This is a genomic window from Rhizobium sp. 01T444 (assembly GCF_056398305.1).
In genome coordinates this window covers 476,714-500,441 of record NZ_JBFTPD010000002.1, presented here as the reverse complement: position 1 = coordinate 500,441, position 23,728 = coordinate 476,714, and the positions used below count along the sequence as shown (strand labels likewise).

Genomic DNA, 23,728 nt, shown 5'->3' with positions numbered 1-23,728 from the left:
CCTTCCCCTTAAACTGACGACGGGGGATTATGATGGACGCCATTTCGACTTTCCGTTTCGCCGCGCTGCTGGCAGGAGCCGCTGCTTTTGCAAGTCCAGCTCTTGCCCAGATCGGGGACATCGTCAGGACGCAGGAAGTTTCGGTTCGTGTCGAGAAACTCGCCGAAGGGCTGGAGCACCCCTGGGCAGTCGAGGTCCTGCCTGATGGCGGCTATATCGTCACGGAGCGGCCGGGGCGGCTGCGCATCATCCGCGACGGCAAGGTTTCCGATCCGATCGATGGCGTGCCAAAGGTGAGCGCCCGCGGCCAGGGCGGCTTGATGGATGTCGCGCTTGCCCCGGATTTCGCCACCAGCCGAAAGCTCTACCTGACCGCCGCAACTGCCAGCGACCGAGGCTCCGGCACCGAGGCTTTCAGCGCCACACTATCCTCAGATGAAAAGAGCCTCAAAAACGTCACGCCCATTTTCACCATGCGGCACTTTACCCGCGGGAACATCCAGTACGGCTCACGCATCGCGATCGCCCCCGACGGCTCACTGTTCATCAGCGTCGGCGATCGCGGTGACCGCAACCGCTCGCAGGACTGGAAGGATGACGCCGGCTCCATTGTCCATCTCAACGCCGATGGCAGCATTCCCGCCGACAATCCCTTCAAGAATAGCAGCAAAGCCCTGCCAGAGATCTGGTCCAAGGGCCATCGCAATCCGCAGGGCATCACCTTCGACAGTGCCGACGGCAAGCTCTACACCGTCGAGCATGGCGCACGCGGCGGCGACGAGATCAACAATCCCGAACCCGGCAAGAATTACGGCTGGCCCATCATCACCTATGGCCGCGACTATTCCGGCGCCAAGATCGGCGAAGGCACCGCCAAGGAGGGCCTGGAGCAGCCCCTGCACTATTGGGATCCGTCGATCGCCCCGGGCGCTCTCGTGGTCTATCGCGGCAAGATGTTTCCGGAATGGAACGGCAATTTCATCGTCGCCGCCCTGAAGTTCCAGTTGCTGTCGCGCATGCAGCGGGATGCGAGCGGCGCCTTCACCGCCGAGGAGCGCATGTTCGAAGGCGATTACGGCCGCATCCGCGATGTGATCGTGGCCCCCGATGGGGCATTGCTGATGGTGACCGATGAGAATGACGGCGAATTGCTTCGGGTTTCCCGCGCCCCAGACCGTGCCGGCTAAAGCGAGTTCCGCAATTCCTTGCGGATCATGAATTTCAGCCCTGACCATGTTTCGTTGACGGCGCAGACCTTGACGTCGACGAGGCCTGTCGGCAGCAAAATCTCGCGCAACGCGTCCTCCGTGATGCTGGTCGCCACCTTCGAGCTCTTCTTCGGCCAGGATATCCAGACCATGCCATCGGGCCTGATCACACGGAATAACGCCGCCGCCATCTCTTCCAACGCCACACGATGTGTTTCGAAGACGTGGATATAATCGAATTGCCGATCGGGGGCCTTTGGAAAGACTCGTTCGACCGTAGCGAAACCCTCGAACCGGCTGATCTCGGCCAACCCATCGGGAACATTGATGAGCAAGGCCGTCTGTCCCGGTTTGAGCCCCAGCTTCCTTGCGAGCGGCGTGCCGGAATATCCTGCCGTCATTGGCGCTTCCACACGAGCGGCCATGTTGCCGGACCGCCATCGGCCCTTGCATCGCACCCTTCCTTGATGCGCACTTCCTCGAGAACAAGGAAATCCGTGTTCTCAGGCTCTGCGACGCGCCACGCATAATAGCTGCCGCAATCGCCCATGCCACGCCCCTTCACGAAGGAAGTGAAACGCCTCTCCATCGCATCGTAGCGGATGTTGAAACCCGTATCGCCTGTCGTTTCTGAAAACTTCAGCGGAAAGACCGTTCGAGAAATCTGGCTGCCCTGACCGCCATAGATCGCGGAAGGCATGTTGTAGGCACCGGCCGGGCCGCAGGGCACGATGATCAGCCTCATCCCCTTCTCCTGAGTGACTTCGAAGGCGTCGCCATAGGCAAGGCGCCGCTCTTCGATATGGCAGTTGCCATCATCAGGCTCGATATCCGCCCGCACGGACTCCGGCAGATCGGCAAAGAGCGAAATCAGACGGACGGACGAGGAAGCCTCGGCTGAAGCGCTCTCAAGCCCCGCCAGAACGACTGCTGTCGCGACGGCAATCAGTTGCCCCCTCATCTGCATGTCCTCCGAACCATATGGGGAATCCTCATCCTTGCCGAAAAGAAATGCAACTGCTAACCCGCTGAGCATAGCTCCCAGACGCTTCCCCAACATCGAGGGTGAAAATGACGCGCATTCAGGCGAACCTCCTTCTATTGCTTGCAGCCGCCATCTGGGGCGGAGGCTTCGTCGCCCAGTCGACGGCAATGAAGGCGATCGGTCCCTTCTGGTTCATCGGCCTGCGCTTCGCCATCGCTGCACTTGCCACCCTGCCGTTCACGCTCTTCGAAGCCCGCAGGGCAAAGATCGCAACCAGCCGCAGACATCTCGGTCTCTATCTTTTGATCGGACTGGCGCTCTTCGGCGGCGCGTCGACACAGCAGGTCGGCCTGCAGACGACGACCGTCACCAATTCCAGCTTCATCACCGGCCTCTATGTGATCTTCGTGCCGCTGATTGCCGTCTTCTTCCTGCGCCGCTCGCCGCACTGGATCATCTGGCCAGGCGCCATCATGGCCGTGTCAGGCATTTACCTGCTCTCCGGCGGCCAACTCTCGGCCCTTACGATCGGCGACCTGCTGACCGTCGTCTGTGCCATCTTCTGGTCGGTCCAGATCACGCTTGCCGGAACGACGGTTGGGGAAACGGGTCGGCCACTTGCCCTGTCCAGCGCCCAGTTTGCGGTCACGGCAGTCTGCGCGCTCATCATCGCGGCCATTTTCGAACCGATCAGCCTGTCAGATATCCGCGCGGCAGCACCCGAAATCCTCTATGTCGGCATCTTCTCCTCGGGCGTCGCCTTCGTGCTGCAGGTCGTCGCCCAGCGCTACACCACGCCGTCACAGGCGGCGATCTTCCTCTCCGCCGAAGCACTGTTCGGCGCCTCGCTCGCCGCACTTCTTTTGGGCGAGAGCATGCCGCCGCTCGGCTATGTCGGTTGTGCGCTGATGTTTATCGCTATGCTTGTAGTCGAGCTCGTGCCCGAAATGACCCGTCGACGCTCGCAAACGGCCTGAACACGCGTCCATTTGTGGGGCGTTTAGTGCCAATTGAAATTTTTTTTAAGCAGGTGTTAAGACGCGCTAGCGTTGCATTTTTGGTAAAATCTGCCCGGAACTTATATTGCAGACGATATAAAACGTTAATCATTTGCTCCCGACGGAGGATTTTTTGCGTTTTTGCGAAAACAGGTCATTTTTGCGGGTGTGTTCTTAGGGACACGTTAAAAAACTTTTGCTTGCCAAAATCCTTCAAACGCAGCACTCTTCGCGCGTTCGGGCATTTTGCGAGCATGGGAAGTCCTTAAGAATTTGCGAGCCGGAAACGCTAATATTCCGGTCAGCCGGTCCCAAAAAACAGCAGGCGTTAAGTCCTGTCTGGAACCGGCGGAGGTAGAGGGGACCTTTTTCTCACATTTCAAGATTGCCTGCCAGCGTCTTCGCAAGAAGGCAATAGCGTAATGCTGCCCGTGTGGATGGCGGGCGGAGACAAAAGGACCTGAGGCATGGCCGAGACTGGCACTGTAAAATTCTTCAATACCGACAAGGGCTTCGGCTTTATCAAGCCGGACAAAGGTGGCGCCGATATCTTCGTTCACATTTCTGCCGTTCAGGCTTCCGGTCTGGCCGGTCTGACGGAAAACCAGAAAGTAAGCTTCGACACGGAGCCGGATCGCCGCGGCAAGGGCCCGAAGGCCGTCAATCTGCAGATTTCAGGCTGAACCCTCGCATAGGCGTGGAATTCGAGTTGAAGCCCGGCAGCGGATGCCGGGTTTTGTCGTTCAGCCTTCGTTCAGCATGACGCCGCTAGTTTCAGAACCATTGAGAAGGGACCGCTTCCGGTTCCCGATACCGGGATTTTACGCCATGAACAGGCTTGCAAAGACCATTCTTCTGACCGCAACCGCTGCCGCCTTCACGCTCTCGGCCATCGGCGAAGCCTCTGCAGGCGATCGCTACTGGCGTCATGGCCACGACCACGGCAACGATGCGCTGGTCGGTGGTGCTGTCGGCCTTGCCACTGGCCTGATCGTCGGCTCTGCCATCGCCAATGCCAATAATGGCCCGGTCTATGAAGAGCGCCGCTACATCGACCCGCCGGTCTATGAGCCGGAATATGCTCCGCCGCCGGTTTACCGCGCGCGTCCGGTCTACTCCGAACCGGTCTATTCCGAGCCGGCCTACGGCCGCCCCGTCTATGGTCGCCCAGTCAGCGCCATGGAACCCTGGAGTGCTCAATGGCAGCGCTATTGCTCTTATCGCTACCGCAGCTTCGATCCGCAGAGCGGCACCTATGTCGGCAATGACGGTCGCGAACACTTCTGCGTCGCAAGCTGATAGGCTGAAGATATTCTGACGAAAAGCGCCGCCACAGTGCGGCGCTTTTCTTTTGTCCACACCTCAGCCGGCCTTCTTCTCCCAGGGCATAGGCTTGGCACCTCCGTCCTGTTCAAAATCGGTCGACTGGCTGACGACTCGCCAAGTGCGATCGGCTTCCATTCGCGCAGCATCCGCCTTCTCCACGGCCGCGGCCGCGTCGCTGCCGAGCAGCAGGCGTAGCGGCGGTGTATCGAGCGAGGCAATGTGCAGGACCACGGCGGCCGCCTTGGCCGGATCGCCGGGTTGGCGGCCATTATAGTTGCGTTGGTAATCTGCCATGGCACCAACCGTTTCAGCGTATTCCGGGCGACCTTCATAAATCGCCGTCGACGAGCCAGCGAAATCCGTGCGGAAGCCCCCAGGCTCGATCACCGTTACCCTGATGCCGAGCGGCCCAACCTCCTTGGAGAGCACTTCGGAAAAGCCCTCGACACCCCATTTTGCCGCCGCATAGGGTGCACGCCCGACAGGACCGATCCTGCCACCGACGGAGGAGAACTGGATGATGTGCCCTGCCCCCTGCCCGCGCATGACCGGGATCGCCGCCTTGGTCATGATGATTGTGCCGAAGAGATTGGTCTCGATCTGCGCCCGGAAATCCGCAAGGCTCGTATCCTCAATCGGCGCGACATTGCCGTAACCGGCATTGTTGACCAGCACATCGAGCCGGCCGAATGTTTCGACCGCGGTTTTCACCGCAGCTTCCGCCGCCGCCTCATCAGTCACATTGAGCGGCAACGTGAAAACGCGGGGACCATACGCTTCGACGAGATCGGCAAGCTGGTCGGGATCACGCGCCGTCGCGACCAGCTTGTCGCCGGCCTCGAGCACGGCGTCAGCGAGCGCACGCCCGAGACCGCGCGAACTTCCTGTAATCAACCAAACCTTCGACATGGGAAACCTCCTTTTCGGTTCCCGCTCCATTTAGGATCTATTGTTTCCAATGGAAAGAAGGTACCTTGGAGATCTATACACACCTGAAAGTAACTGTAATGAGAGACGACATCTTCGACTTCTGCCGCAATATGAGCGACGAGCAGGATGCACGCGCCCGGCAGATGCTGGAACGCGCCGCCGCCAAATGGCCGCTGCGCGTCCTGCATGTGCTTTCTGAGGCCGATGGCCCCTTGCGGTTTTCAAGGGTGCTGGAGCGGGTGGAGGATATCAGCCAGAAGGTGCTGACACAGACATTACGCACACTCGAAAGCGACGGCCTCGTCATCCGCACACTCTATCCGCAGGTGCCTCCGCGCGTGGAATACGAGTTGACGCCACTCGGCCGCGAACTGCTGACCCAGGTCGTCTCGCTCTGGCGCTGGATCGTCATTCACCTGAATGAATTCGACGCCCCCAAACCGGCTGCAAAAAGCTAGGCCGGAAGACGCACAGTCGCTCTCAGCCCACCGAGCGGGCTGTCGCCAAGCGTGATATTGCCGCCGTGGCTGCGGGCGATATCCCGCACGATGGCAAGCCCGAGACCGGTGCCCGAAGCATCGAGATTACGTGCGCTATCCAGCCGGAAGAACGGCTTGAACACATCCTCCCGGTACTTCTCCGGGATGCCGGGACCATTGTCATCGAAGACAATCGTCAGCCACTTCGCGCCATGCTTGGCCTCGATATGGAGCGTGTCGGCATAGCGCCTTGCATTCGAGGCAAGATTGGTCACAAGCCGCAGGAAGGCATTGGGGCGCACCGAGATATGGTCCTCGCCCTCGATGGAATAGGTCAACACCTTGCCATGCAGCTCGAAATCAATCTCGAGCTTTTCGAAGATCTCGCTGAGCTTCAGCTCGCCGACATCCTCCTCCACCTCACCCTTGGCAAAGGCCATATAGGCCTCCAGCATGGTCTGCATATCGTTGACGTCTTCGTTGAGCCCGGCAAGATCAGGGTTGTCCCCGGCGAGCGCCAGCTGCAGCTTGAAGCGCGTCAGGATGGTTCTGAGGTCGTGGCTGACGCCTGAGAGCATCGCGGTGCGCTGCTCCATCTGCCGCTCGATACGCTCACGCATGAGAATGAAAGCAAGGCCGGCCCGGCGAACTTCGTCAGCGCCGCGCGGATAGAAACTATCGGCCTTCTGTCCCTTGCCGAAATTTTCCGCCGCCCGCGCCAGATTGAGGATCGGCCGGATCTGGCCGCGCAGGAACAGGATTGAGATGGCGATCAGCACGAGTGACGCGCCGACCATCCAGAGAATGAAAATATGCGTGTTCGATGCATAGGCCTGGCTGCGTTTGGTGATCACACGCAGGATGCGGTTGTCGAGCTTGATACGGATCTCGATGAGGTTGGAATTGCCGACCGTATCGATCCAGAACGGCCGACGGATTTCTTCGGTGATCTCGTCGCTCAGAATGCCGTCGAGGATCGAGAAGAACGGCTTTTCACGCGGCGGCGGCAGATCTCCATCCGGCTCGATTGAAATCTGCAGGTTGAGCTGGTCGCGGGCAATGCGGGTTATATCGCTGTAATCATCACCCTGCGGATAGGTGTCGATGACCTCGATGATAGCAGCAATATCGCGGGTCACGGCGAGCGACAGCCGCTCCGTCACCATCTGCCAATGACGTTCCATGAAGACCGCTGCGACGACCGACTGCAGAAGCACCATCGGAATGATGATGATGAGCAGCGAACGCGTATAAAGGCCCGTCGGCAATCGCCGGCGCAGCCAGCGCACGAACCAGCGCCAGCCGGGTGCAGGAGAGCGGTCTTCCCGCCGCAAGCTGTCGAATGTCACCATTTGCGCCGGTCCCGAACCCGTCGTTTCAGTCGATGCTCAGCCTGTATCCGATACCGCGCACTGTCTGCAGCCAGACCGGATTGGCAGGATCATCCTCGATCTTGCGGCGCAGACGGTTGATCTGCACGTCGATGGTACGTTCGCCGACTTCCGCATCGTCTCCGATGAGCTCGTGCCGCGGGATAGTGTCGCCGGCCCGGCGGGCAAAAAGCAGCATGATCTCCTGCTCACGATCCGTCAGGCGGATCACTTCTGCAGCCTTCTTCAGCTCCTTGCGCGTCAGCGAGAAGGTGTAAGGACCGAACATGATCTGCTCGATCTTCGGCGTATCGCCGCCGCTGTTGCGCCGCAGGATATTGTTGACGCGCAGGACAAGTTCGCGCGGATCGAAAGGCTTGGGAAGATAATCGTCGGCGCCGGCTTCAAGCCCGGCAATACGGCTGTCGGATTCGGCAAGCGCCGTCAGCATGATGATCGGCACATTCTTCACGGCCCTGAGCCCGCGTGTCACCTCGATGCCGGATTCGCCCGGCATCATAACGTCCATGATGATGAGGTCGAAATCGAGCCCTGCCAGCTTGCGCTGCGCCTCCGCCCCATCAGAAGCAATGGTCACGCGAAAACCATTTTCCGTCAGGTAGCGGTTCAGCAACGCGCGGATACGGGTATCGTCGTCGACGACGAGAAGATGCGCCGCGTCATCGGAAATGCCTGTCTTGACCGCCATTCAATCCGCTTTCTGTCTGTCTCGCATGCCTCTGAGGAATGCCTTTACGCCCTCTCGCGCCTCCGAGGTAGCTCCCTCGAATGCCCGTTCAATACGGCGTGATTGCGGCTCGGCGAGCGCCAGTGCCAACTCCCTGCCCGATTTGGTGGGATAGAGCTTGCGCTGTCGGCGATCCTCCGGGCCTGCTACCTGCCGAATATAGCCTGAATCGATCAGTTGTTTCAGCACTCTTGCAAGGCTCTGCTTGGTGATCTTCAGCGTATCGAGCAGATCGGCGACCGTCATGCCCGGATTTCGGTTGACGAAGTGCACGACGCGGTGATGCGCCCGCCCAAAACCGCTCTTTTCGAGAATGGCGTCGGGATCGGATACGAAGTCGCGATAAGCGAAGAAGAACAGCTCGATGATCTCGAAATCGATGATCCCGACATCTWCCATCGGCGTGGCCAGCGGCTCAGGTTTGCCTGCTTTCGAGCTGGTCTGTCGTGGCACTCGGCATTTCCTCTCTCTTGGCGTGAGCCTTGCGGAACTTTCGCAAAATATGTCAGCTTTATTGACGTAATTTGCGTCGCCGCTAGCTTCCCGCGAACGTTGCAGGCCCGCGGACTGTTCTTTCCCCGGAAACTAAAGCCCGCCCGGCAAATCTCCAACGCAACGCGCAATTTCCCCTTGCGTCAGTGGATAGAACGTAATGGGGACAACAATCAACAGACATGGCGCAAACGTGCCGGAGGAGGCAAGGATGGCTTCAGTTCTCTGAAGCTTACGTGCGGCCGATCGCACGACGCGCGGGAGTGAGATGATGAGCGTTTCCGCGCAGGCGAACCGCATCAACGTGGCGAGAACGCCAATATCGTCTTCGTCGAGGATGGCGTCATTCACACGCCGACCCCGGATTGCTTCCTGAACGGCATCACTCACCGGACGGTGATCGAACTCGCCAAACGCCGTGGCATTGAAGTCGACGAACGGGCCTTCTTCCCGGAAAAGCTGAGCAGCTTCTCCGGGCGCTGCCAGACCGGTTCGACAGCGGACGTTACTCCCGTGTCTGAAATCGGCCCGTATTGCGTCACGCCGGCGACGATCGCCGAAACGCTGATGAATGATTACATGAAAGAATCTATTCGGCCGCCGCTATCGCCGCCGAATAAACCATCCACCGATCATGCGGACCCGGCCAGGCGCGTGCGTTTGCCGGCCGTTTCGTTGTCCAGCGTCCGAACCTTCAGCGTGCCTTGGCCATAACCAGCCCGGCGACCGACGAAAGGATGCCGCCGCCGATCAGTCCGCCAATGCCGTCAGCGATCAGCCCGGTCATTGCTGCTTCCCCGCCGACCATGCTGAGCAGCATGCCGCCGCCAATGCCGCCGATGGCGCCCGCAATCGTGCGGGCAACGACATTGATCGCCTGCTGTTTCAGCGCGGCGCTTGCGACATTGCCGCCGACTGCCCCTGCAACCAGTTGTGTGATGAGCGGAAGTAGCGCTTCCATGATTTTCTCCTCTGGCGATCTCCCCGATCGCCGACTCATGCCATCACCGGATGACATGTTAGAATATTATCATGTTTACGAGGAGAAGTAGAGGATTCTGGCAACCCATGCGAGAGCTCTGCGGATCCTTTATGGAAAGGAGAAAGGCGGCAGCATGGCCGCCTTTCCCATGAGCTTATTGATAGACATAGACGATGCGGCGCGTGCCCGGGTCGACCAGCACCGGCCGATCGTTGATGCGGACATAGCGATACTGGTAATCCGGAATCGTCTCGAATGTCACGTCTGCAGGTACTTCGGCACCGACGACCACATCACCGCCAAGCCGCACGGCCTGCCCCGGCGTAGTGTCGATATAGGTGCGGACTTCCTCCGGCGGCGTAATCGCCTCGACCGAGCCGACCGGACCGATCAGCTCGTCACCGGGTGCAGGCATCGGCTCAGCCGGCACGACACTGGAGGTCGTCTCATAAGTCACCACAGGCACGCCGAGATCGTCGCGATGCTGCTCTACGATGACAGGCGAGCCACCCTGATCGACCTGCAGATATTCGGCATAGACCCAGCCGCGCACGCCGTTTACATCGACGCGGCACCAGCGGCTGCCTTCAATGCAGCCGTCAAGCACGGCTGTCGAGCCGCGCGTGGCAAGGCCGACGGAGGGATATTGCGGGCCAGGCCCGGAGCGGATGTTCAGGTCGTTGATGGACCTCGCCACCATCTCCGCCTGAGCAAGGCCGGCACTCGCAGCCAGAAAGGCGCCGGCCAGCAGAAGGTTTCTCTTCAAGGTCATTCTAGGTCTCCTTGTTGCGATGGGCTGAGAACGCACGGGTTGCGTGGTTGTTCCGCCGCGGCCGGCGTGGCTGAAGAATGGCATAAAGAAGGCCGAAGCAAGCATCTGAAATCGCTTCAAAAATTCACTTGTAGGCAGCGCAGCGCCGCTCTCCGAAAGCCGATAAATTCCTGTTGCAGCCTGTCTTTTTCGCGTGAGCCGGCCGAAAATTCAGGCTGCCTTCGGCTGCGTTTGCGCCTATAGAGACAGGCAATTGAAAGACGCGAAGCGAGGCATTCATGGGCATGCTCCAGGCCGGCATCATTCCGGTAACCCCCTTCCAGCAGAACTGCACCATTCTCTTCGACCCCGATACGAAGGAAGGCGTGGTCGTCGATCCCGGCGGCGACGTCTCTGTCATTTCGGGCGTGATCGAAGAGCAGGGCTTCAAGATCAAGGAAATCTGGCTCACCCACGGTCATCTGGACCACGCCGGCGGCGCCAAGGAGCTCAAGGAAAAGCTCGGTGTCGATATCGTCGGCCCGCATGAGGACGACCTGCCGCTCCTGCAGCRCATAGAAACCCAGGCCGAGAAATATGGCATACAGGGCCTGCAGAACGTCACGCCCGACCGCTGGCTGAAGGATGGCGACAAGATCTCCTTCGGCTCTCACGAATTCGAAGTCTATCACACGCCGGGCCATGCGCCGGGCCATGTCATCTATTTCAACCGCGCCCAGAAGTTCGCCCATCTCGGCGATGTACTCTTCAACGGCTCGATCGGCCGTACCGACCTGCCCGGTGGCAATCATCGCCAGCTTCTCGATTCCATCAGGGACAAAGTGCTGCCACTCGGTGACGATGTCGGCTTCATCTGCGGTCACGGCCCAGGCAGCCGCATCGGTGACGAACGCCGTGAAAACCCCTTCCTGCGGGAGATCTGAACGTGAAACATATGAGCTGGCTGAACCCGCCACCATTCTTCGAGGAACGTGACGGCGCGCTCCATGTCCGCTCCGGCGAAAAGACCGATTTCTGGCAGGGCACCTATTACGGCTTCCACCGCGACGACGGCCACTTTCTGCAGGAAAGCCGCAAGGGTGACTTCACCGCCGAGGTCACCTTCTCCGGCAATTATGAAGCGCTCTACGATCAGGCCGGCCTGATGATCCGTGCCGACGAGAAGCACTGGGTGAAATGCGGCATCGAATATACCGATGGGGCCAGGCATTTCAGCACAGTGGTCACCAACGGCAATTCCGACTGGTCGGCCTTCCGCATCGGCCATGACTTCGATGCCATCTCGGTCCGCGCCACCCGCAACGGCGACGCCCTGTTCATTCAGTACAGCACGGACACCATGGACGAATGGCGCATGGCCCGCCTCGCCTGGTTCGATCCCGCTTTCAAAGAGGTGCTGGTCGGTCCCGTCTTCTGCTCGCCGCAACGCGCCGGCTTCGAAGCCGTCTTCCACGATTTCACATTGAGCGATCCGCTCTCGCGCGACATTCACTGAGCCTGCTTGCAGTAAAGTCAGCCGTAAATGCGCTTCGCGCTTCGGCGAAGACCAGATCATTTATGCAATCGCAAAACGCAGCTGACCGGTCTGGCCGGCCTACATCAGCTTCTGGCCGTTCGGCACCGGCCGCTCGACAGCCGCAAGGACGATATCGCCCTTCTCATCGGCAAAACCGAGTGTCAGCACTTCCGAGCGGAACGGGCCAATCTGGCGCGGCGGAAAGTTGACGACGGCGAGCACTTGTCGCCCGACGAGCCGTTCCGGCGAATAATGAACCGTGATCTGCGCCGAAGATTTCTTGACGCCGATCTCGGAGCCGAAATCGATGAGCAGCTTGATCGCCGGCTTGCGTGCTTCCGGAAAGGGATTTGCCTCGATGATGGTCCCGATACGGATATCCACGCGCGCGAAATCAGCAAAAGCGATCTCTTCAGCCATCACAGTCTTTCTCAGCCGGCGAGCTCTTCGGCGCGCTTGCGGGCAGCCGCAAGCGCCTCGTCGAACAACGGCTGCATGCCATCTTCAGCCATCAATACGGAAAGTGCGGCCGCGGTCGTGCCGCCCGGAGAGGTGACATTCTGGCGCAGGCGCGCAGCGTCGTCGGGGGACTGGTGCAGCAGCTCACCAGCCCCCGCGACTGTTTCCCGCGCAAGACGCATGGCAAGGTCCGCCTGCAGGCCAAGTTTACGGCCCGCTTCTGCCATACATTCGACGAGATAAAACACATAAGCAGGCCCGCTGCCCGACAGCGCCGTCACCGAATCGATATCGGATTCGGAAGGCACCCATTCAACAGGGCCGGACACACGAAGAAGAGCATTGACGCCATCGCGCTGTTCAGCGCTGACACGCGCATTGGCATAGGCGCCGGTCACACCGCGCCCGACCATGGCAGGCGTGTTCGGCATGGCGCGCACCATGGCCGCCTCGCCGAGATGCTTTTCAAGGAAGGCGAGCGTCTTGCCGGCAGCGACCGAAACCACCACCGTCTGAGGCCCGACCACGCTTTTGACCGCCGGAAGCACGGCTTCCATTACCTGCGGCTTCACGGCAAGGAACAGGACCCCAGCCTTGAGACCGGGGGGAGCGGCCGTGACATGGGAGGCACCCGCATCGGCAATGGTCGCCAGCATCGCCGGCGATGGGCCGGGATCGACCACGACCACGGCGGAACCCGGAACGCCGCTCTTCAGCCAGCCGGAGAGCATCGCTCCGCCCATATTGCCGGCACCGATGAGAACGACCGGATTGGCAGCGGAAAAGGCATTCGCAGGCATGTTTTACGCCTCACCGACGGTTTCAAAGAGGACCGCTTCCATCGCCTTGTTGGCTTCCATACCGGACCAGACGACGAACTGGAAAGCTTGAAAATAAGCTTCGCAGGTATCGAGCGCGCTGGAAAGCAGAACTTCCACCTGACGGTTCGTGGGCTCGGCACCGCCGGCAAGCAGCAGCGATTGGCGGAAGATGACGACATCTTCCTGCCGCCACAGGTCGAAATGACCCATCAGCACCTGGCCGTTGATCGCCGAGAGCAGCTTCACCACCTCGTTGACCCTGATTTCGGGAACCTTGATGTCGAAGGCGCAGCCAAGATGCAGCGCTTCGAATTCCTCCATCCACGAGAAGGAGACGTGATAGTCGGCCCAGCGACCTTCGACCGTCATCGCGATCTCGTCTTCGCCGGAGCGCTCGAAGGCCCAGTCATTGTTTGAAGCCACGTACTCGATCATGTCGACCGGGTTCGACTGGCGTTCGACTTCCAATTCCATAAGGCTCATGCAGCACCTTCTTGACCGGAATGAATGCGGCCTAACTTCGTGAAAAACACAAAACGAGACACACGCAATACCGGAAACAACCACTGGGGATGATCGCTGAACCGCTGCCAGACTAACGCAGTGAACCTGCCCGGAGCTTACCAATTCGCTTCGAATCATCATTTAAAATCAGTGTATAATGCCCCTTGCACCCTGCCAGCCCCCTTCACGGAAATTTGGCCTGGCCTGCTGTGGAAAGCACTTATGGAATCAAATTCAGCGGGGGAGGTAAAAGACTCTGCCCATTGGCTTTTTTGGCAGTGTCCACAGGTGAAAAATCACACCCGATTTTTTTATCCAAGATGCGGCATGTAACATATGGGCCACGCCGCACCTTATACAGCATCTTCTTTAAGCTGAGTCACTTGCCCTTTGCAGCGAGCTTGGCCTCGAGCGCAGCGATGCGGGCTGCGAGCGCCTCGTTTTCGTCACGGGCCTTGATCGCCATTTCACGCACGGCTTCGAATTCCTCGCGCTTGACGACATCCATGCTGTTCAGCCAGCGCTCGGCATGAGCGTTGAAGGCGGTCTCGACCTCCTTGCGCACACCCTGCGCGGCACCTGCCGCATCGGTCATCAGCTTGGCGAATTCATCCATGATGCGGTTCGTTCCGGTCGTCATGGCGTATTTCTCCCTTCGCACGACGTGAATGTCAGGCCTTGCGGCCACTGAAATGGAGGTAGGGCTTCGCCGTTAAGGATGCAAGCGCTTTGCACGGGATAAGCCCTTGCGCACGGGGCCGTGACGAACAATGTACTTGACCGCCAAAGATCGCAGCGCCATGTTCCGCGCATCTCAACGGGTGGGAAAACCTTGCCGATAGCTGCTGATCTTCTTGCTATAATGCCTTTCCCTAATATCGACCCGATCGCTTTTTCGATCGGCCCGCTGGCGATTCATTGGTATGGCCTGGCCTATGTCGCCGGCATCCTGCTCGGCTGGGCCTATGCCCGCCGCATTGCTGCAAACCATGCACTCTGGCCGAACAATACCTCGCCCATATCAAGGTCCCAGCTCGACGACTTCATCGTCTGGGCAGCCCTCGGCATCGTTCTCGGCGGCCGCATCGGCTACATTTTCTTCTACGATCTCGGCGCCATCATCGAAAATCCGATCCGCGCCGTGCAGATCTGGAACGGCGGCATGTCCTTCCATGGCGGCCTGACCGGCACGACGATCGCCATGATCCTCTTTGCCCGCCGCAACCGCATCCCGATATGGAGCCTCTTCGATATCGTTGCGACGGTCGTGCCCTGTGGCCTGTTCTTCGGCCGTATCGCCAATTTCATCAATGGCGAGCTCTGGGGCCGGCTGACGGATGTGCCCTGGGCAGTCGTCTTTCCGACTGGCGGCCCCTTCGCCCGCCATCCGAGCCAGCTCTATGAAGCCGGCCTCGAGGGCATCGTCCTGCTGCTCGTTCTTGCCGCCCTCGTCTACGGCGCCAAGGCCCTGAAGAGCCCCGGGCTCATCACCGGCGTCTTCGTCTGCGGCTACGCGCTCTCACGCATCTTCGTGGAATTCTTCCGCGAGCCGGATGCGCAGCTCGGCTACCTGCTCGGCACAAACTGGCTGACGATGGGCATAGTCCTGTCCCTCCCGATGATCCTGCTCGGCCTTTGGGCGATCTTCCGCGCCCGCCGCCAGGCTGCTGCCCTGCAGCACTGAAGCTCCCGGAACGACCGCCATGACCACCGCATTAAGCGAAAAGATCAAGACGATCATCCAGGCAAACGGGCCGCTCAGCGTCACCGACTATTTTTCGCTCTGCCTTGCCGATCCCGAACACGGCTATTACCGCACCCGCGAGCCCTTCGGCCGTTCGGGCGATTTCGTCACCGCACCTGAGGTCAGCCAGCTCTTCGGCGAAATGATCGGCGTCTTCGTCGTCCACGCCTGGCAGCGCCACGCAACGCCTGCAGGCGTCCGCCTCGTCGAGATCGGGCCCGGCCGCGGTACGATGATGGCGGACATGTTGCGCGTGATTTCGCGCATCGCCCCGCCGCTCTTCGACAACATGACGATCCATCTCGTCGAAACCAGCGAACGCCTGCGCGATATCCAGAGCCAGACGCTGGAAGCCTATGAAGGCAAGATCAGCTGGCATGCTGGCTTCGACGAAGTGCCCCCCGGCTTCACATTGATCGTCGCCAACGAACTCTTCGACGCGATCCCGATCCGCCAGTTCATCCGCACCTCGACCGGCTTTCGTGAACGCATGGTCGGCCTCGACGCCGATGGCGAACTGATGTTTGCGGCCGGCGTCGCCGGCCTCGATCCAACGCTGCTGCCGGAACCCGCGCAAAACGTGCCGGCCGGCACCCTGTTCGAGATTTCGCCTGCCCGCCAGGCGGTCATGAGCGCCATCTGCGAAAGGCTGCGGATCTTCAGCGGCACAGCGCTTGCGATCGACTACGGGCATCTCGTCACCGGTTTCGGCGATACGCTGCAGGCCGTGCGAATGCACGAATTCGATCCGCCGCTTGCCCATCCCGGCGAAGCGGATCTGACCAGCCATGTCGATTTCCAGCAGCTGGCGGAGACGGCAGCGTCTGCCGGCGTCCACATTAACGGCGCACTGCATCAGGGCGACTTCCTGACCGGCCTCGGCATCCTCGAACGCGCCGCAGCCCTCGGCCGCGACCGCGAGCCGAATACGCAGCAGATCATCCAGAGCGCGGTCGATCGGCTCGCCGGTGCAGGTGAAGGCCGCATGGGCGAACTCTTCAAGGTGCTCGCCGTCTCCTATCCGGCGATCGACCTGATGCCGTTCCGTCCGGTGGATTGACAGCCAGCCTTACGCTCGCCAACATCCGCCGCAAAATGACACCGCTTCGCCGGACAATGTCCGGCCAGGATGACGTCGAACCCTCTCCAAAGCCCCGGAATATTATCAGATGACAGACGCGGCCTCTCCCGCACCGATTGAAAGCGCGCTGCTGAACGAAGCGACCGGCGGCGCGATCCGCCACGGCTATTTCACCCGCGCAGGCGGCGTTTCGCAGGGCATCTATCGCGGCCTCAATGTCGGCCTCGGCTCGCATGACGAACGCGAAAATGTGCAGGAGAACCGCAGACGCGTCGCCGCCTGGTTCGACCTGCCGATAGAGCGACTGGCAACCGTCCATCAGGTCCATTCGCCTGACGTCGTCACCATCGGGTCCGACTATGATGGTGTGCGGCCGCCGGCGGACGCGATGGTCAGTGCGACACCGGGTATCGCACTTGGGGTGCTCGCCGCCGATTGCGGCCCGATCCTCTTCGCCGACCCCGAAAACCGCGTCATCGGTGCTGCCCATGCCGGCTGGAAGGGCGCGCTGACAGGTGTGCTTGAAAACACCATAAATGCCATGGAAGCGCTTGGTGCCGACAGGGCCAATATAGTCGCCTGCCTCGGCCCCTCGATCAGCCAGGCAAGCTATGAGGTCGGCCCGGAATTCGTCGAGCGCTTCCTTGCCTATGATCCGGCCTATGAGCGTTACTTCATCCCCTCCCCGACAGCGGGTCACGCCATGTTCGACCTGCCAGGCCTGACCGTCGATCGGCTGAAAAACGCGGGCGTGCGCGCCGAAAGCCTCGGTCTCTGCACTTATCCCGATAGCGAGCGCTTTTTTTCCTATCGGCGGACCACACATAAAAAGGAGCCGGATTACGGCCGCCAGATTTCGGCGATCAGCATCAGGGAGATGTAAGCAGCATGGCACTTCATTTCGAACGGGCTGAATTCGCAAGCCGGCTTGCCCGCCTGACGGACAAGATGAAGGAAGAAAAGCTCGATGCCCTGCTGCTCTTTGCGCAGGAAAGCATGTACTGGCTGACCGGCTACGACACGTTCGGCTACTGCTTCTTTCAGACGCTGGTCGTCAAGGCTGACGGCACAATGACGCTCCTCACCCGCTCGGCCGACCTGCGTCAGGCCCGGCATACCTCCGTTATCGAGGACATCCATGTCTGGGTCGACCGCGTCAATGCCGATCCGACGATGGACCTCAAGAACCTGCTGGTCGAAATGGACCTGCTCGGCACCCGCATCGGCGTCGAGTACGACACGCACGGCATGACCGGCCGCGTCGCCCGGCTGCTCGACGCGCAGCTGACGACCTTCGGCCAGATCAGTGATGCTTCCTACCTCGTCAGCCACCTGCGCCTCATCAAGAGCCCAACCGAGGTTGCCTATGTCGAGCATGCCGCCGTGCTGGCAGACGATGCGCTGGACGCAGCGATCCGCCTGACCAAGCCGGGTGCCGATGAGGCCGATATCCTCGCCGCCATGCAGGGCGCGGTTTTCTCCGGCGGCGGCGACTATCCGGCCAACGAGTTCATCATCGGCTCCGGCGCGGATGCACTGCTCTGCCGTTACAAGGCCGGCCGCCGCAAGCTCGACGCCAATGACCAGCTGACTCTCGAATGGGCCGGTGTTTACGCACATTATCATGCCGCCATGATGCGTACGATTGTCATCGGCGAGCCGACGCATCGCCACCGAGAACTCTACAATGCCTGCCTCGAAACGATCCAGGCGATCGAGACCGTGCTGAAGCCTGGCCATACCTTCGGCGATGTCTTCGACATGCATGCCAGGATCATGGATGAGCGCGGCCTCGCCCGCCATCGCCTGAATGCTTGCGGCTATTCGCTCGGCGCGCGCTTCTCGCCGTCCTGGATGGAGCACCAGATGTTCCATGCCGGCAATCCGCAGCCGATCGAGCCGAGCATGTCGCTCTTCGTGCACATGATCATCGCCGATTCCGACACCGGCACAGCCATGACCCTCGGACAGACCTATCTGACGACAGGAGAAGCCCCTCGTGCACTTTCGCGCCATCCGCTGGATTTCATCGGGGTCTAACCTCCGCAATCACCGGCAAGAATCCGGAATTGACAGACAGGTCCCCCCACCCCCATAAATTCGCATGGGGCTGACGCGAATGTGGGAAGGACGAACCGAGGGATGACGCGAGTTGCGACTGCACCCACGCTCCTGATCTGTCTTGCCTTGCTTTCTGCTTGCAACACGACCGATGCATTGACGCTCACGCCGCCGATGGAAATCGGCGACTCTTCGATGAGTCAGCGCTCATCCACACCGGTGACGCAGAGCGAAGCCGAGCGTATGGCCGGAGCGCCGCAACGGACCTTCCCGGCGACACCCCGCCGGAACAGCTATACGCCAGCTTACAGCGAGCAGACCTATCCGACCCAGCCGAACTACCAAGCGCAGGCCTACCGGCCCGGCACCGGCGCTCCGCCGACGACTATGCAGGCCCAGGCCGATGCGCTTTCCCGTGACGGCTCTTCGCCCGCTGCCTCCGGACCGATCGAAGGCCAATCACTGGCGCCACCATCCGCTGCCACCGAGCAACCGGCACCGCAGCAGCCGACGCAGACAGCAGCGCTTGATCCTTCGGTTTCATCATCGACCTCGGTACGCGGCAATACAGTGCGCTTCCTGCCCATCATCGGTGCGCCCGTACAAGCTGTCACCCCGCTGTCCCGCCAGCTTGGCGCGGAGGCGCGCGCTCATGGCCTTGCCATCAAGAGCTCCAACGACACCAGCAGCGACTATATTCTGAAGGGTTACCTCTCTGCTTTCAGCGACGAGGGCAAGGTCACCGTGGTCTATGTCTGGGACGTGCTTGACAATGCCGGCGCCCGCCTGCACCGCATTCAGGGACAGGAAAGCGTGCCGACGGCGGCGGCCGATCCCTGGGCCGGCGTGCCCGCCTCCGTGATGCAGCAGATCGCCTCAAAGACGATCACCGAGTTCACATCCTGGCGGCAAAGCCAGGGCGGTTAGTCACAAGCTTTTTATAAATATAAAAGTATGTGACGCCTTAGCCCTTGCATTCACCGGGAAGCTGGCTAAAAAGCGCGGCTATCAGCGCATAACAGGCGGACCAAGATGAAGGTTTTCGCAGGCAATTCGAACCGGCAACTCGCCGAAGCGATCTGCAACTATCTCAATGTTCCCTTAGGGAAAGCCAGTGTCCGAAGGTTTGCCGATCAGGAAATCTTCGTGGAGATCCAGGAAAATGTGCGCGGTGAGGACGTTTTCCTCGTGCAGCCGACCGCCTTTCCCGCCAACGACCACCTGATGGAACTGCTGATCATGATCGACGCGATGCGTCGTTCGTCAGCTCGCCGCATCACGGCCGTTCTCCCCTATTTCGGGTATGCCCGTCAGGACCGCCGCGCCTCCGGCCGCACGCCGATCTCCGCCAAGCTGGTCGCAAACCTCATCACCGAAGCCGGCGCCGACCGCGTCATGACGCTCGATCTCCATGCCGGGCAGATCCAGGGCTTCTTCGATATACCCACAGACAATCTCTTCGCTCTTCCCGTGCTGACACGCGACATCAAGAGCCACTATGACCTCAGCAACGTCATGGTCGTCTCGCCTGACGTCGGCGGCGTGGTGCGCGCCCGCGCGCTCGCCAAACGGCTGGACTGTCTTCTGGCCATCGTCGACAAACGTCGCGATCGGCCGGGTGAATCCGAAGTCATGAACATTATCGGCGACATCACCGGCAAGGACTGCCTGCTGATCGATGACATCGTCGATTCCGGCGGCACGCTCTGCAACGCGGCCGATGCGATGCTCGCCAAGGGCGCATCCAGCGTCACCGCCTATATCACCCACGGCGTCCTCTCCGGCGGCGCGGTCACCCGCGTCACTTCCTCGAAGCTGCGCGAACTCGTGATTACGGACTCGATCCAGCCGACCACGGCCGTGTTATCGGCCCACAATATCCGCGTCGTCACGACTGCTCCGCTGATCGGCGAAGCCATCAGCCGCACGGCCCAGGAAGAGTCCGTCTCCAGCCTCTTCGACTAAAAGAGCCGGTATTTGACCGGCTCTTTCGATCTTCGAATTGCAGTTCCCTTAACGTTATCGCTGATCCGCGTTGTGTGGCCCTCTCAAAGATTGACCATTAACAGTCACTGAGCCGTCAGCGTACCAAACGACAGCCCAGAGTAAACTGCCGTCCGAACTATTGGTATCAGCAAAGCCTTTGGCCATCATCATCCCAAAGCTGACCTGGCTGAGATCAGGTGCCTTTTTTGTGAGCTCCTGAACGGCAGCAATCGACTTGTCGAAATCATGAGCTGAAATCCAGAGCTCAAGCTGTGGGTTCTTGCCATCGACTTTACGAACAGTTCCGAAGATCTTCAGATCATATATGCCCGAGATCAGTTTCAACTGCTTGAGACTAATCGACATCGACTTGCTGCCGATCAGCTTTTCGCTAAACTTCTCACCCATTGCCCTCACATCGTCCTTGGTCTGAACTTGGGCAGTGATCAATTCGTTTCCGGCGGACGCGAAATCCAGACCTTCAAAGAGAACCTGCATATCCACATTATTCGGCAAAAGGGCCCAATAAGCGGCCGGCACCATCTGGCTATACATCTTCATATCCTGTGCCTTAACCGCCCAGGCTAGCCGCATTGCGTCAGGCTGCCCCTGAAGAATGACCGCAGAGCTCAAATACCCTGCCGCCAGATTTACCAGGGGGCTCGTGACTGTGAGGTTGGCTGCAGAAACTGATTCATTTAAAAACGAGAGAATCGGAAATGACGCAGTCAACAGTGTCCCGAACTTCTCAAAATCCTCAAGATCCTTAAACGATCCACCGCCATTAGCAAAAAGCGAAAGTATGAGGCTGTTGAATTCCTTTTTTGGAACATCGTTCAAGTGGTATTCGTGATCGATCTTGGCTGCGGAAATCTTAAAATCCGGTACCTGTGATTGAGATGCCTCCTGATAGTAATCCGAGAGCGACCAGCTACCGCTATAGTCGACGTGTCCGTTACCGGCAGAACTAGCTCGCCAATTTATCGTGTTGTCCATTTTGCCAGCGAGAAAAACAGCTTGGCGCTCGCCTATTTTAGAAAGGAAATCAACACCCCAGGCGGATGTATTTAACTGAACGCCAGATGTATTTAGATCAATCAGACCATCGAGCACAAAAGATCCGATGGTAAAATTGCCCTCAATAACTTTCCCATCGACTCCTTTAGCCAGCAGGGAGGCCTTTACACTATTCTCAGCATTGAGCTTGGCTACATTGTTGTCTTGTGGCGTGAAGAAAAACGACCATGGCCCGAACCCGGTCATCCTGAACGTCTTCGGATCCAGCCCATCGAAAAAGCCATTGAAATCAAGAGTGACTTCGAGACGGTCACCTGCCGGCTTGACTGTCAGGAAATCCGAATCCGCAAGATCTGGATACGAGCTGAGAAGGCCGGCGCGGAAATCGTCAGCATCTTTCTGCCGCATCTCCATAGCCTGCACCGAGCCGGTTGCAAAGAGAGCAAACAGCCCTGCAACCGCAACAAGTTTGAGACGCACCTCTAAAATCTCCCTATTCGCGCTGGTTGCAAATATGTGAGGGCCGCAGGACGCAAAGTCAAGCACAGCCATCGACGAAAGTCCTTTAAAAACAAAGACTAATGAACGTTTGGCACTAGGCAAAAAAGCCGGCGCGAGGCCGGCTTTTTTTCCATTCCAAGTTGCATGTCGGAGCGCTTATTGCGGCTGCTCCGATTCCTGACCCTGTTCCTGTTCGGGCTCCTGTCCTTGATCCTGATCCGGCTCCTCGGCATCCGGCCCCTTGATCTGCTGGCCGTTGATCGCCACAGAACCGTCGCCGGCGACGCTGATATCCCAACGCGAGCGGCCATCCGGGTCCGTCTTGGCAAAGCCCTTGGCCATCATCATGCCGAGGGAGACCTGCTGGAGGTTCGGATCGCTCTTGGCAAGCTCCTGGATGGCGGCGATCGACTTGTCGAGATCCCGCGCCAGGATCGAAGCTTGGAGCGAATAATCCTTCTGCGTATCGACGCGGCCCTGCAGCTTGCCAGTGACGTCAATATCGTAGACATCCGAGACCGCTGTGAACTTCGGCAGGTCGACGACGACGACGCCGTCGTGGAAGAGCTTCTCGGCAGCCAGCTTGCCGCTTTCTTCCGAATTGTTGCCCGACGAGAAATCGATCTTCATGAACTCATCGCCGAAAGCGGCGAAATCCATGTCCGGCACGGCGATCTGCATATCGATGCTCTTCGGCAGGAAGGCATGGTAGCTCGCCGGCACGACCTGGCTGTCGAGCGTGACCTCCTGGGCATTCATCCCGAAGGCAAATCGGACCGCATCGCTCGGCCCGTCGACCGAGAAATTATAGCCGAAGGCCTTGGCGCCGCCACTTCCGGCGACGGTGCCGACCGCCAGATTATTTACCGTGATCGTTTCGTTGGCGGAGGAGAACAGCGGAAAGGATGCCTTGAGGACGGACTTCAGCCTTTCGCCGTCTTCCTTGCTGAGCTCCTTCTCATCCACATGGTCAAGGATAAAGAAGACGATATCGCGAATTTCCTTCGCCGGCAGGCTGGCCACATCGGCATTGAAGTCGATCGAATCCGCCTTGATGGTGACCGGCGGCGTCTGCGCGCTGGTAACCGTCTCCGACAGCGCGGTAAACGCGCCACTCGCCTTGAAGTCCAGCCGGCCATTGCCGCTGGCGCTGTCAGTCGAATCGAGCCTGTAATTCAGGCCGGCAAAGCTCGCATCGACCTGATCGGCTTCGGACTTCGACGTGAGGCGGATATCGCTGGCCTTGAAATCGCCGGAACGTAGATAGGCGATCGCCGGATCGAAGACACCGTTATAGACCATCGAGGCAATGGAATAAGTGAAATCGGTGCTCTTGTCGTCCGGCCCCTTGACGTTGCCGGAGATGTTGAAGCTGTTGTTGCCTTCGAGATTCCAGAGCCCGCTGTCGAGCGGTGTGGCGAAGACCGACCAGGGCGTCAGCCCGTTCACCACGTACTTGGTCGTATCCACTTTCGAAAGCAGCTTGGCAAGATCGTAGATAACCTCATAGCGGGTACCCGCCGGGTTGACGGTCACAAAACCACTCTTGGCGAAATCCTCGGGCAGGAAGCCCGTCAGGCTGTCGCGAAGCTTGTTCGCTCCATCCTGATTGATCTCAGCCCCTTGCGCTGCCCCGAACAGCGATAGGGCAACAAGGCTCGTTGTCGTGACAAGTTTGAGACGCATTCACACTCTCCTCAGCCGCTTTGAATGCGGCCATAGGAAGATCGGATATCTTCCGGTGTCAA

The 23,728-nt window shown here is 59.5% G+C and carries 28 protein-coding genes and 1 pseudogene; 14 read left to right on the top strand and 15 right to left on the bottom strand.

All coding sequences use genetic code 11. The features are described 5' to 3' along the window. Positions 1–32 precede the first annotated feature (32 nt). Entirely contained in the window at positions 33–1,187 is a 1,155-nt protein-coding gene (locus tag AC1DTN_RS05215) for a PQQ-dependent sugar dehydrogenase (RefSeq protein WP_442207054.1), read from the top strand. Here the strand turns inward: AC1DTN_RS05215 and AC1DTN_RS05210 are convergent. Next, entirely contained in the window at positions 1,184–1,633 is a 450-nt protein-coding gene (locus AC1DTN_RS05210; protein ID WP_442206968.1) for a hypothetical protein, read from the bottom strand. The two genes, AC1DTN_RS05215 and AC1DTN_RS05210, sit on opposite strands and share 4 nt — an antisense overlap. Continuing rightward, the gene (locus tag AC1DTN_RS05205) at positions 1,606–2,169 is read right to left on the bottom strand and encodes a DUF1176 domain-containing protein (RefSeq protein WP_442206969.1); all 564 of its coding nucleotides are present in this window, start codon (positions 2,167–2,169) and stop codon (positions 1,606–1,608) included. Before AC1DTN_RS05205 ends, AC1DTN_RS05210 begins: the two co-directional genes overlap by 28 nt. Positions 2,170–2,279: 110 nt before the next feature. Between AC1DTN_RS05205 and AC1DTN_RS05200 the strand changes: the two genes are divergently transcribed. The 3 genes from AC1DTN_RS05200 to AC1DTN_RS05190 all read left to right on the top strand — a co-directional run bounded on the left by AC1DTN_RS05200 (position 2,280) and on the right by AC1DTN_RS05190 (position 4,490). Next, a complete protein-coding gene (locus tag AC1DTN_RS05200; RefSeq protein WP_439016035.1) occupies positions 2,280–3,170 on the top strand; it encodes a DMT family transporter in 891 nt (296 codons plus the stop codon). A 488-nt stretch (positions 3,171–3,658) separates the two neighbouring features. Continuing rightward, positions 3,659–3,874 carry a cold-shock protein gene (locus AC1DTN_RS05195; protein ID WP_007824341.1) on the top strand — a complete coding sequence of 72 codons (216 nt, stop codon included), beginning with the start codon at positions 3,659–3,661 and terminating at the stop codon, positions 3,872–3,874. A gap of 145 nt (positions 3,875–4,019) precedes the next feature. After that, positions 4,020–4,490: a BA14K family protein gene (locus AC1DTN_RS05190; protein ID WP_442206970.1), complete on the top strand. Its 471-nt coding sequence runs from the start codon at positions 4,020–4,022 to the stop codon at positions 4,488–4,490. A gap of 63 nt (positions 4,491–4,553) precedes the next feature. Here AC1DTN_RS05190 and AC1DTN_RS05185 read toward each other — a convergent pair whose 3' ends face one another. Then, positions 4,554–5,426: an oxidoreductase gene (locus tag AC1DTN_RS05185; RefSeq protein WP_442206971.1), complete on the bottom strand. Its 873-nt coding sequence runs from the start codon at positions 5,424–5,426 to the stop codon at positions 4,554–4,556. A gap of 98 nt (positions 5,427–5,524) precedes the next feature. Between AC1DTN_RS05185 and AC1DTN_RS05180 the strand changes: the two genes are divergently transcribed. Beyond that, entirely contained in the window at positions 5,525–5,905 is a 381-nt protein-coding gene (locus AC1DTN_RS05180; RefSeq protein ID WP_442206972.1) for a winged helix-turn-helix transcriptional regulator, read from the top strand. Here AC1DTN_RS05180 and AC1DTN_RS05175 read toward each other — a convergent pair. From AC1DTN_RS05175 to AC1DTN_RS05160, 4 genes are all read right to left on the bottom strand, one after another. Then, complete coding sequence (locus AC1DTN_RS05175) at positions 5,902–7,278, bottom strand: ATP-binding protein (RefSeq protein WP_113323657.1); 1,377 nt, start codon at positions 7,276–7,278, stop codon at positions 5,902–5,904. The genes AC1DTN_RS05180 and AC1DTN_RS05175 overlap by 4 nt on opposite strands. Before the next feature lie 25 nt (positions 7,279–7,303). Further along, positions 7,304–8,005, bottom strand: a complete 702-nt coding sequence (locus AC1DTN_RS05170; RefSeq protein ID WP_007824352.1) for a response regulator — start codon at positions 8,003–8,005, stop codon at positions 7,304–7,306. Beyond that, positions 8,006–8,497: a MarR family winged helix-turn-helix transcriptional regulator gene (locus tag AC1DTN_RS05165; RefSeq protein ID WP_477920053.1), complete on the bottom strand. Its 492-nt coding sequence runs from the start codon at positions 8,495–8,497 to the stop codon at positions 8,006–8,008. Positions 8,498–8,629: 132 nt separating this feature from the next. Then, on the bottom strand, positions 8,630–8,887 hold the full coding sequence (locus AC1DTN_RS05160) for a hypothetical protein (RefSeq protein WP_442206973.1): 258 nt from the start codon (positions 8,885–8,887) through the stop codon (positions 8,630–8,632). Between AC1DTN_RS05160 and AC1DTN_RS05155 the strand changes: the two are divergent. After that, positions 8,852–9,124, top strand: a pseudogene (locus AC1DTN_RS05155) (aminotransferase class IV); the annotation flags it as partial. The gene AC1DTN_RS05160 and the pseudogene AC1DTN_RS05155 sit on opposite strands and share 36 nt — an antisense overlap. Before the next feature lie 106 nt (positions 9,125–9,230). On the opposite strand, the gene AC1DTN_RS05150 reads toward AC1DTN_RS05155, so the two are convergent. Both AC1DTN_RS05150 and AC1DTN_RS05145 read right to left on the bottom strand, forming a co-directional pair. Continuing rightward, complete coding sequence (locus AC1DTN_RS05150) at positions 9,231–9,497, bottom strand: hypothetical protein (RefSeq protein WP_113323654.1); 267 nt, start codon at positions 9,495–9,497, stop codon at positions 9,231–9,233. 175 nt (positions 9,498–9,672) lie between these two features. Beyond that, on the bottom strand, positions 9,673–10,290 hold the full coding sequence (locus AC1DTN_RS05145) for a DUF1236 domain-containing protein (RefSeq protein ID WP_439016041.1): 618 nt from the start codon (positions 10,288–10,290) through the stop codon (positions 9,673–9,675). Between the two features lie 278 nt (positions 10,291–10,568). Here AC1DTN_RS05145 and AC1DTN_RS05140 point away from each other — a divergent pair, with 278 nt between their 5' ends. Then, positions 10,569–11,213: an MBL fold metallo-hydrolase gene (locus AC1DTN_RS05140; protein ID WP_477920052.1), complete on the top strand. Its 645-nt coding sequence runs from the start codon at positions 10,569–10,571 to the stop codon at positions 11,211–11,213. An 11-nt stretch (positions 11,214–11,224) separates the two neighbouring features. Next, positions 11,225–11,785 carry a DUF1349 domain-containing protein gene (locus tag AC1DTN_RS05135; RefSeq protein WP_442207055.1) on the top strand — a complete coding sequence of 187 codons (561 nt, stop codon included), beginning with the start codon at positions 11,225–11,227 and terminating at the stop codon, positions 11,783–11,785. A gap of 99 nt (positions 11,786–11,884) precedes the next feature. Here AC1DTN_RS05135 and AC1DTN_RS05130 read toward each other — a convergent pair whose 3' ends face one another. The 4 genes from AC1DTN_RS05130 to AC1DTN_RS05115 form a co-directional block, all read right to left on the bottom strand. Next, positions 11,885–12,226 (bottom strand): tRNA-binding protein, encoded by a 342-nt coding sequence (locus AC1DTN_RS05130; RefSeq protein WP_442206974.1) that lies wholly within the window; start codon positions 12,224–12,226, stop codon positions 11,885–11,887. An 11-nt stretch (positions 12,227–12,237) separates the two neighbouring features. Continuing rightward, on the bottom strand, positions 12,238–13,065 hold the full coding sequence (gene proC, locus AC1DTN_RS05125; protein ID WP_439016044.1) for a pyrroline-5-carboxylate reductase: 828 nt from the start codon (positions 13,063–13,065) through the stop codon (positions 12,238–12,240). 3 nt (positions 13,066–13,068) lie between these two features. Further along, complete coding sequence (locus AC1DTN_RS05120; RefSeq protein ID WP_113323648.1) at positions 13,069–13,569, bottom strand: type III secretion system chaperone family protein; 501 nt, start codon at positions 13,567–13,569, stop codon at positions 13,069–13,071. A 400-nt stretch (positions 13,570–13,969) separates the two neighbouring features. Beyond that, positions 13,970–14,230 (bottom strand): accessory factor UbiK family protein, encoded by a 261-nt coding sequence (locus AC1DTN_RS05115; RefSeq protein WP_113185736.1) that lies wholly within the window; start codon positions 14,228–14,230, stop codon positions 13,970–13,972. Positions 14,231–14,422: 192 nt separating this feature from the next. On the opposite strand from AC1DTN_RS05115, the gene lgt reads away from it, so the two are divergent. From lgt to AC1DTN_RS05085, 6 genes are all read left to right on the top strand, one after another. Continuing rightward, the gene (gene lgt / locus AC1DTN_RS05110) at positions 14,423–15,274 is read left to right on the top strand and encodes a prolipoprotein diacylglyceryl transferase (RefSeq protein WP_439016045.1); all 852 of its coding nucleotides are present in this window, start codon (positions 14,423–14,425) and stop codon (positions 15,272–15,274) included. 19 nt (positions 15,275–15,293) lie between these two features. Then, the gene (locus AC1DTN_RS05105; RefSeq protein ID WP_439016046.1) at positions 15,294–16,394 is read left to right on the top strand and encodes a class I SAM-dependent methyltransferase; all 1,101 of its coding nucleotides are present in this window, start codon (positions 15,294–15,296) and stop codon (positions 16,392–16,394) included. Positions 16,395–16,503: 109 nt separating this feature from the next. Further along, positions 16,504–17,298 carry a peptidoglycan editing factor PgeF gene (gene pgeF, locus AC1DTN_RS05100; RefSeq protein WP_442206975.1) on the top strand — a complete coding sequence of 265 codons (795 nt, stop codon included), beginning with the start codon at positions 16,504–16,506 and terminating at the stop codon, positions 17,296–17,298. A 5-nt stretch (positions 17,299–17,303) separates the two neighbouring features. Further along, positions 17,304–18,455 (top strand): M24 family metallopeptidase, encoded by a 1,152-nt coding sequence (locus tag AC1DTN_RS05095; RefSeq protein WP_113324361.1) that lies wholly within the window; start codon positions 17,304–17,306, stop codon positions 18,453–18,455. A 102-nt stretch (positions 18,456–18,557) separates the two neighbouring features. Then, positions 18,558–19,403: a hypothetical protein gene (locus tag AC1DTN_RS05090; protein ID WP_442206976.1), complete on the top strand. Its 846-nt coding sequence runs from the start codon at positions 18,558–18,560 to the stop codon at positions 19,401–19,403. A 105-nt stretch (positions 19,404–19,508) separates the two neighbouring features. Then, the gene (locus tag AC1DTN_RS05085; RefSeq protein WP_007824382.1) at positions 19,509–20,441 is read left to right on the top strand and encodes a ribose-phosphate pyrophosphokinase; all 933 of its coding nucleotides are present in this window, start codon (positions 19,509–19,511) and stop codon (positions 20,439–20,441) included. 54 nt (positions 20,442–20,495) lie between these two features. Here AC1DTN_RS05085 and AC1DTN_RS05080 read toward each other — a convergent pair whose 3' ends face one another. Both AC1DTN_RS05080 and AC1DTN_RS05075 read right to left on the bottom strand, forming a co-directional pair. Continuing rightward, a complete protein-coding gene (locus AC1DTN_RS05080; protein WP_477920051.1) occupies positions 20,496–22,031 on the bottom strand; it encodes a hypothetical protein in 1,536 nt (511 codons plus the stop codon). Between the two features lie 105 nt (positions 22,032–22,136). Then, a complete protein-coding gene (locus AC1DTN_RS05075) occupies positions 22,137–23,666 on the bottom strand; it encodes a hypothetical protein (RefSeq protein WP_442206978.1) in 1,530 nt (509 codons plus the stop codon). Between the last annotated feature and the right edge of the window lie 62 nt (positions 23,667–23,728).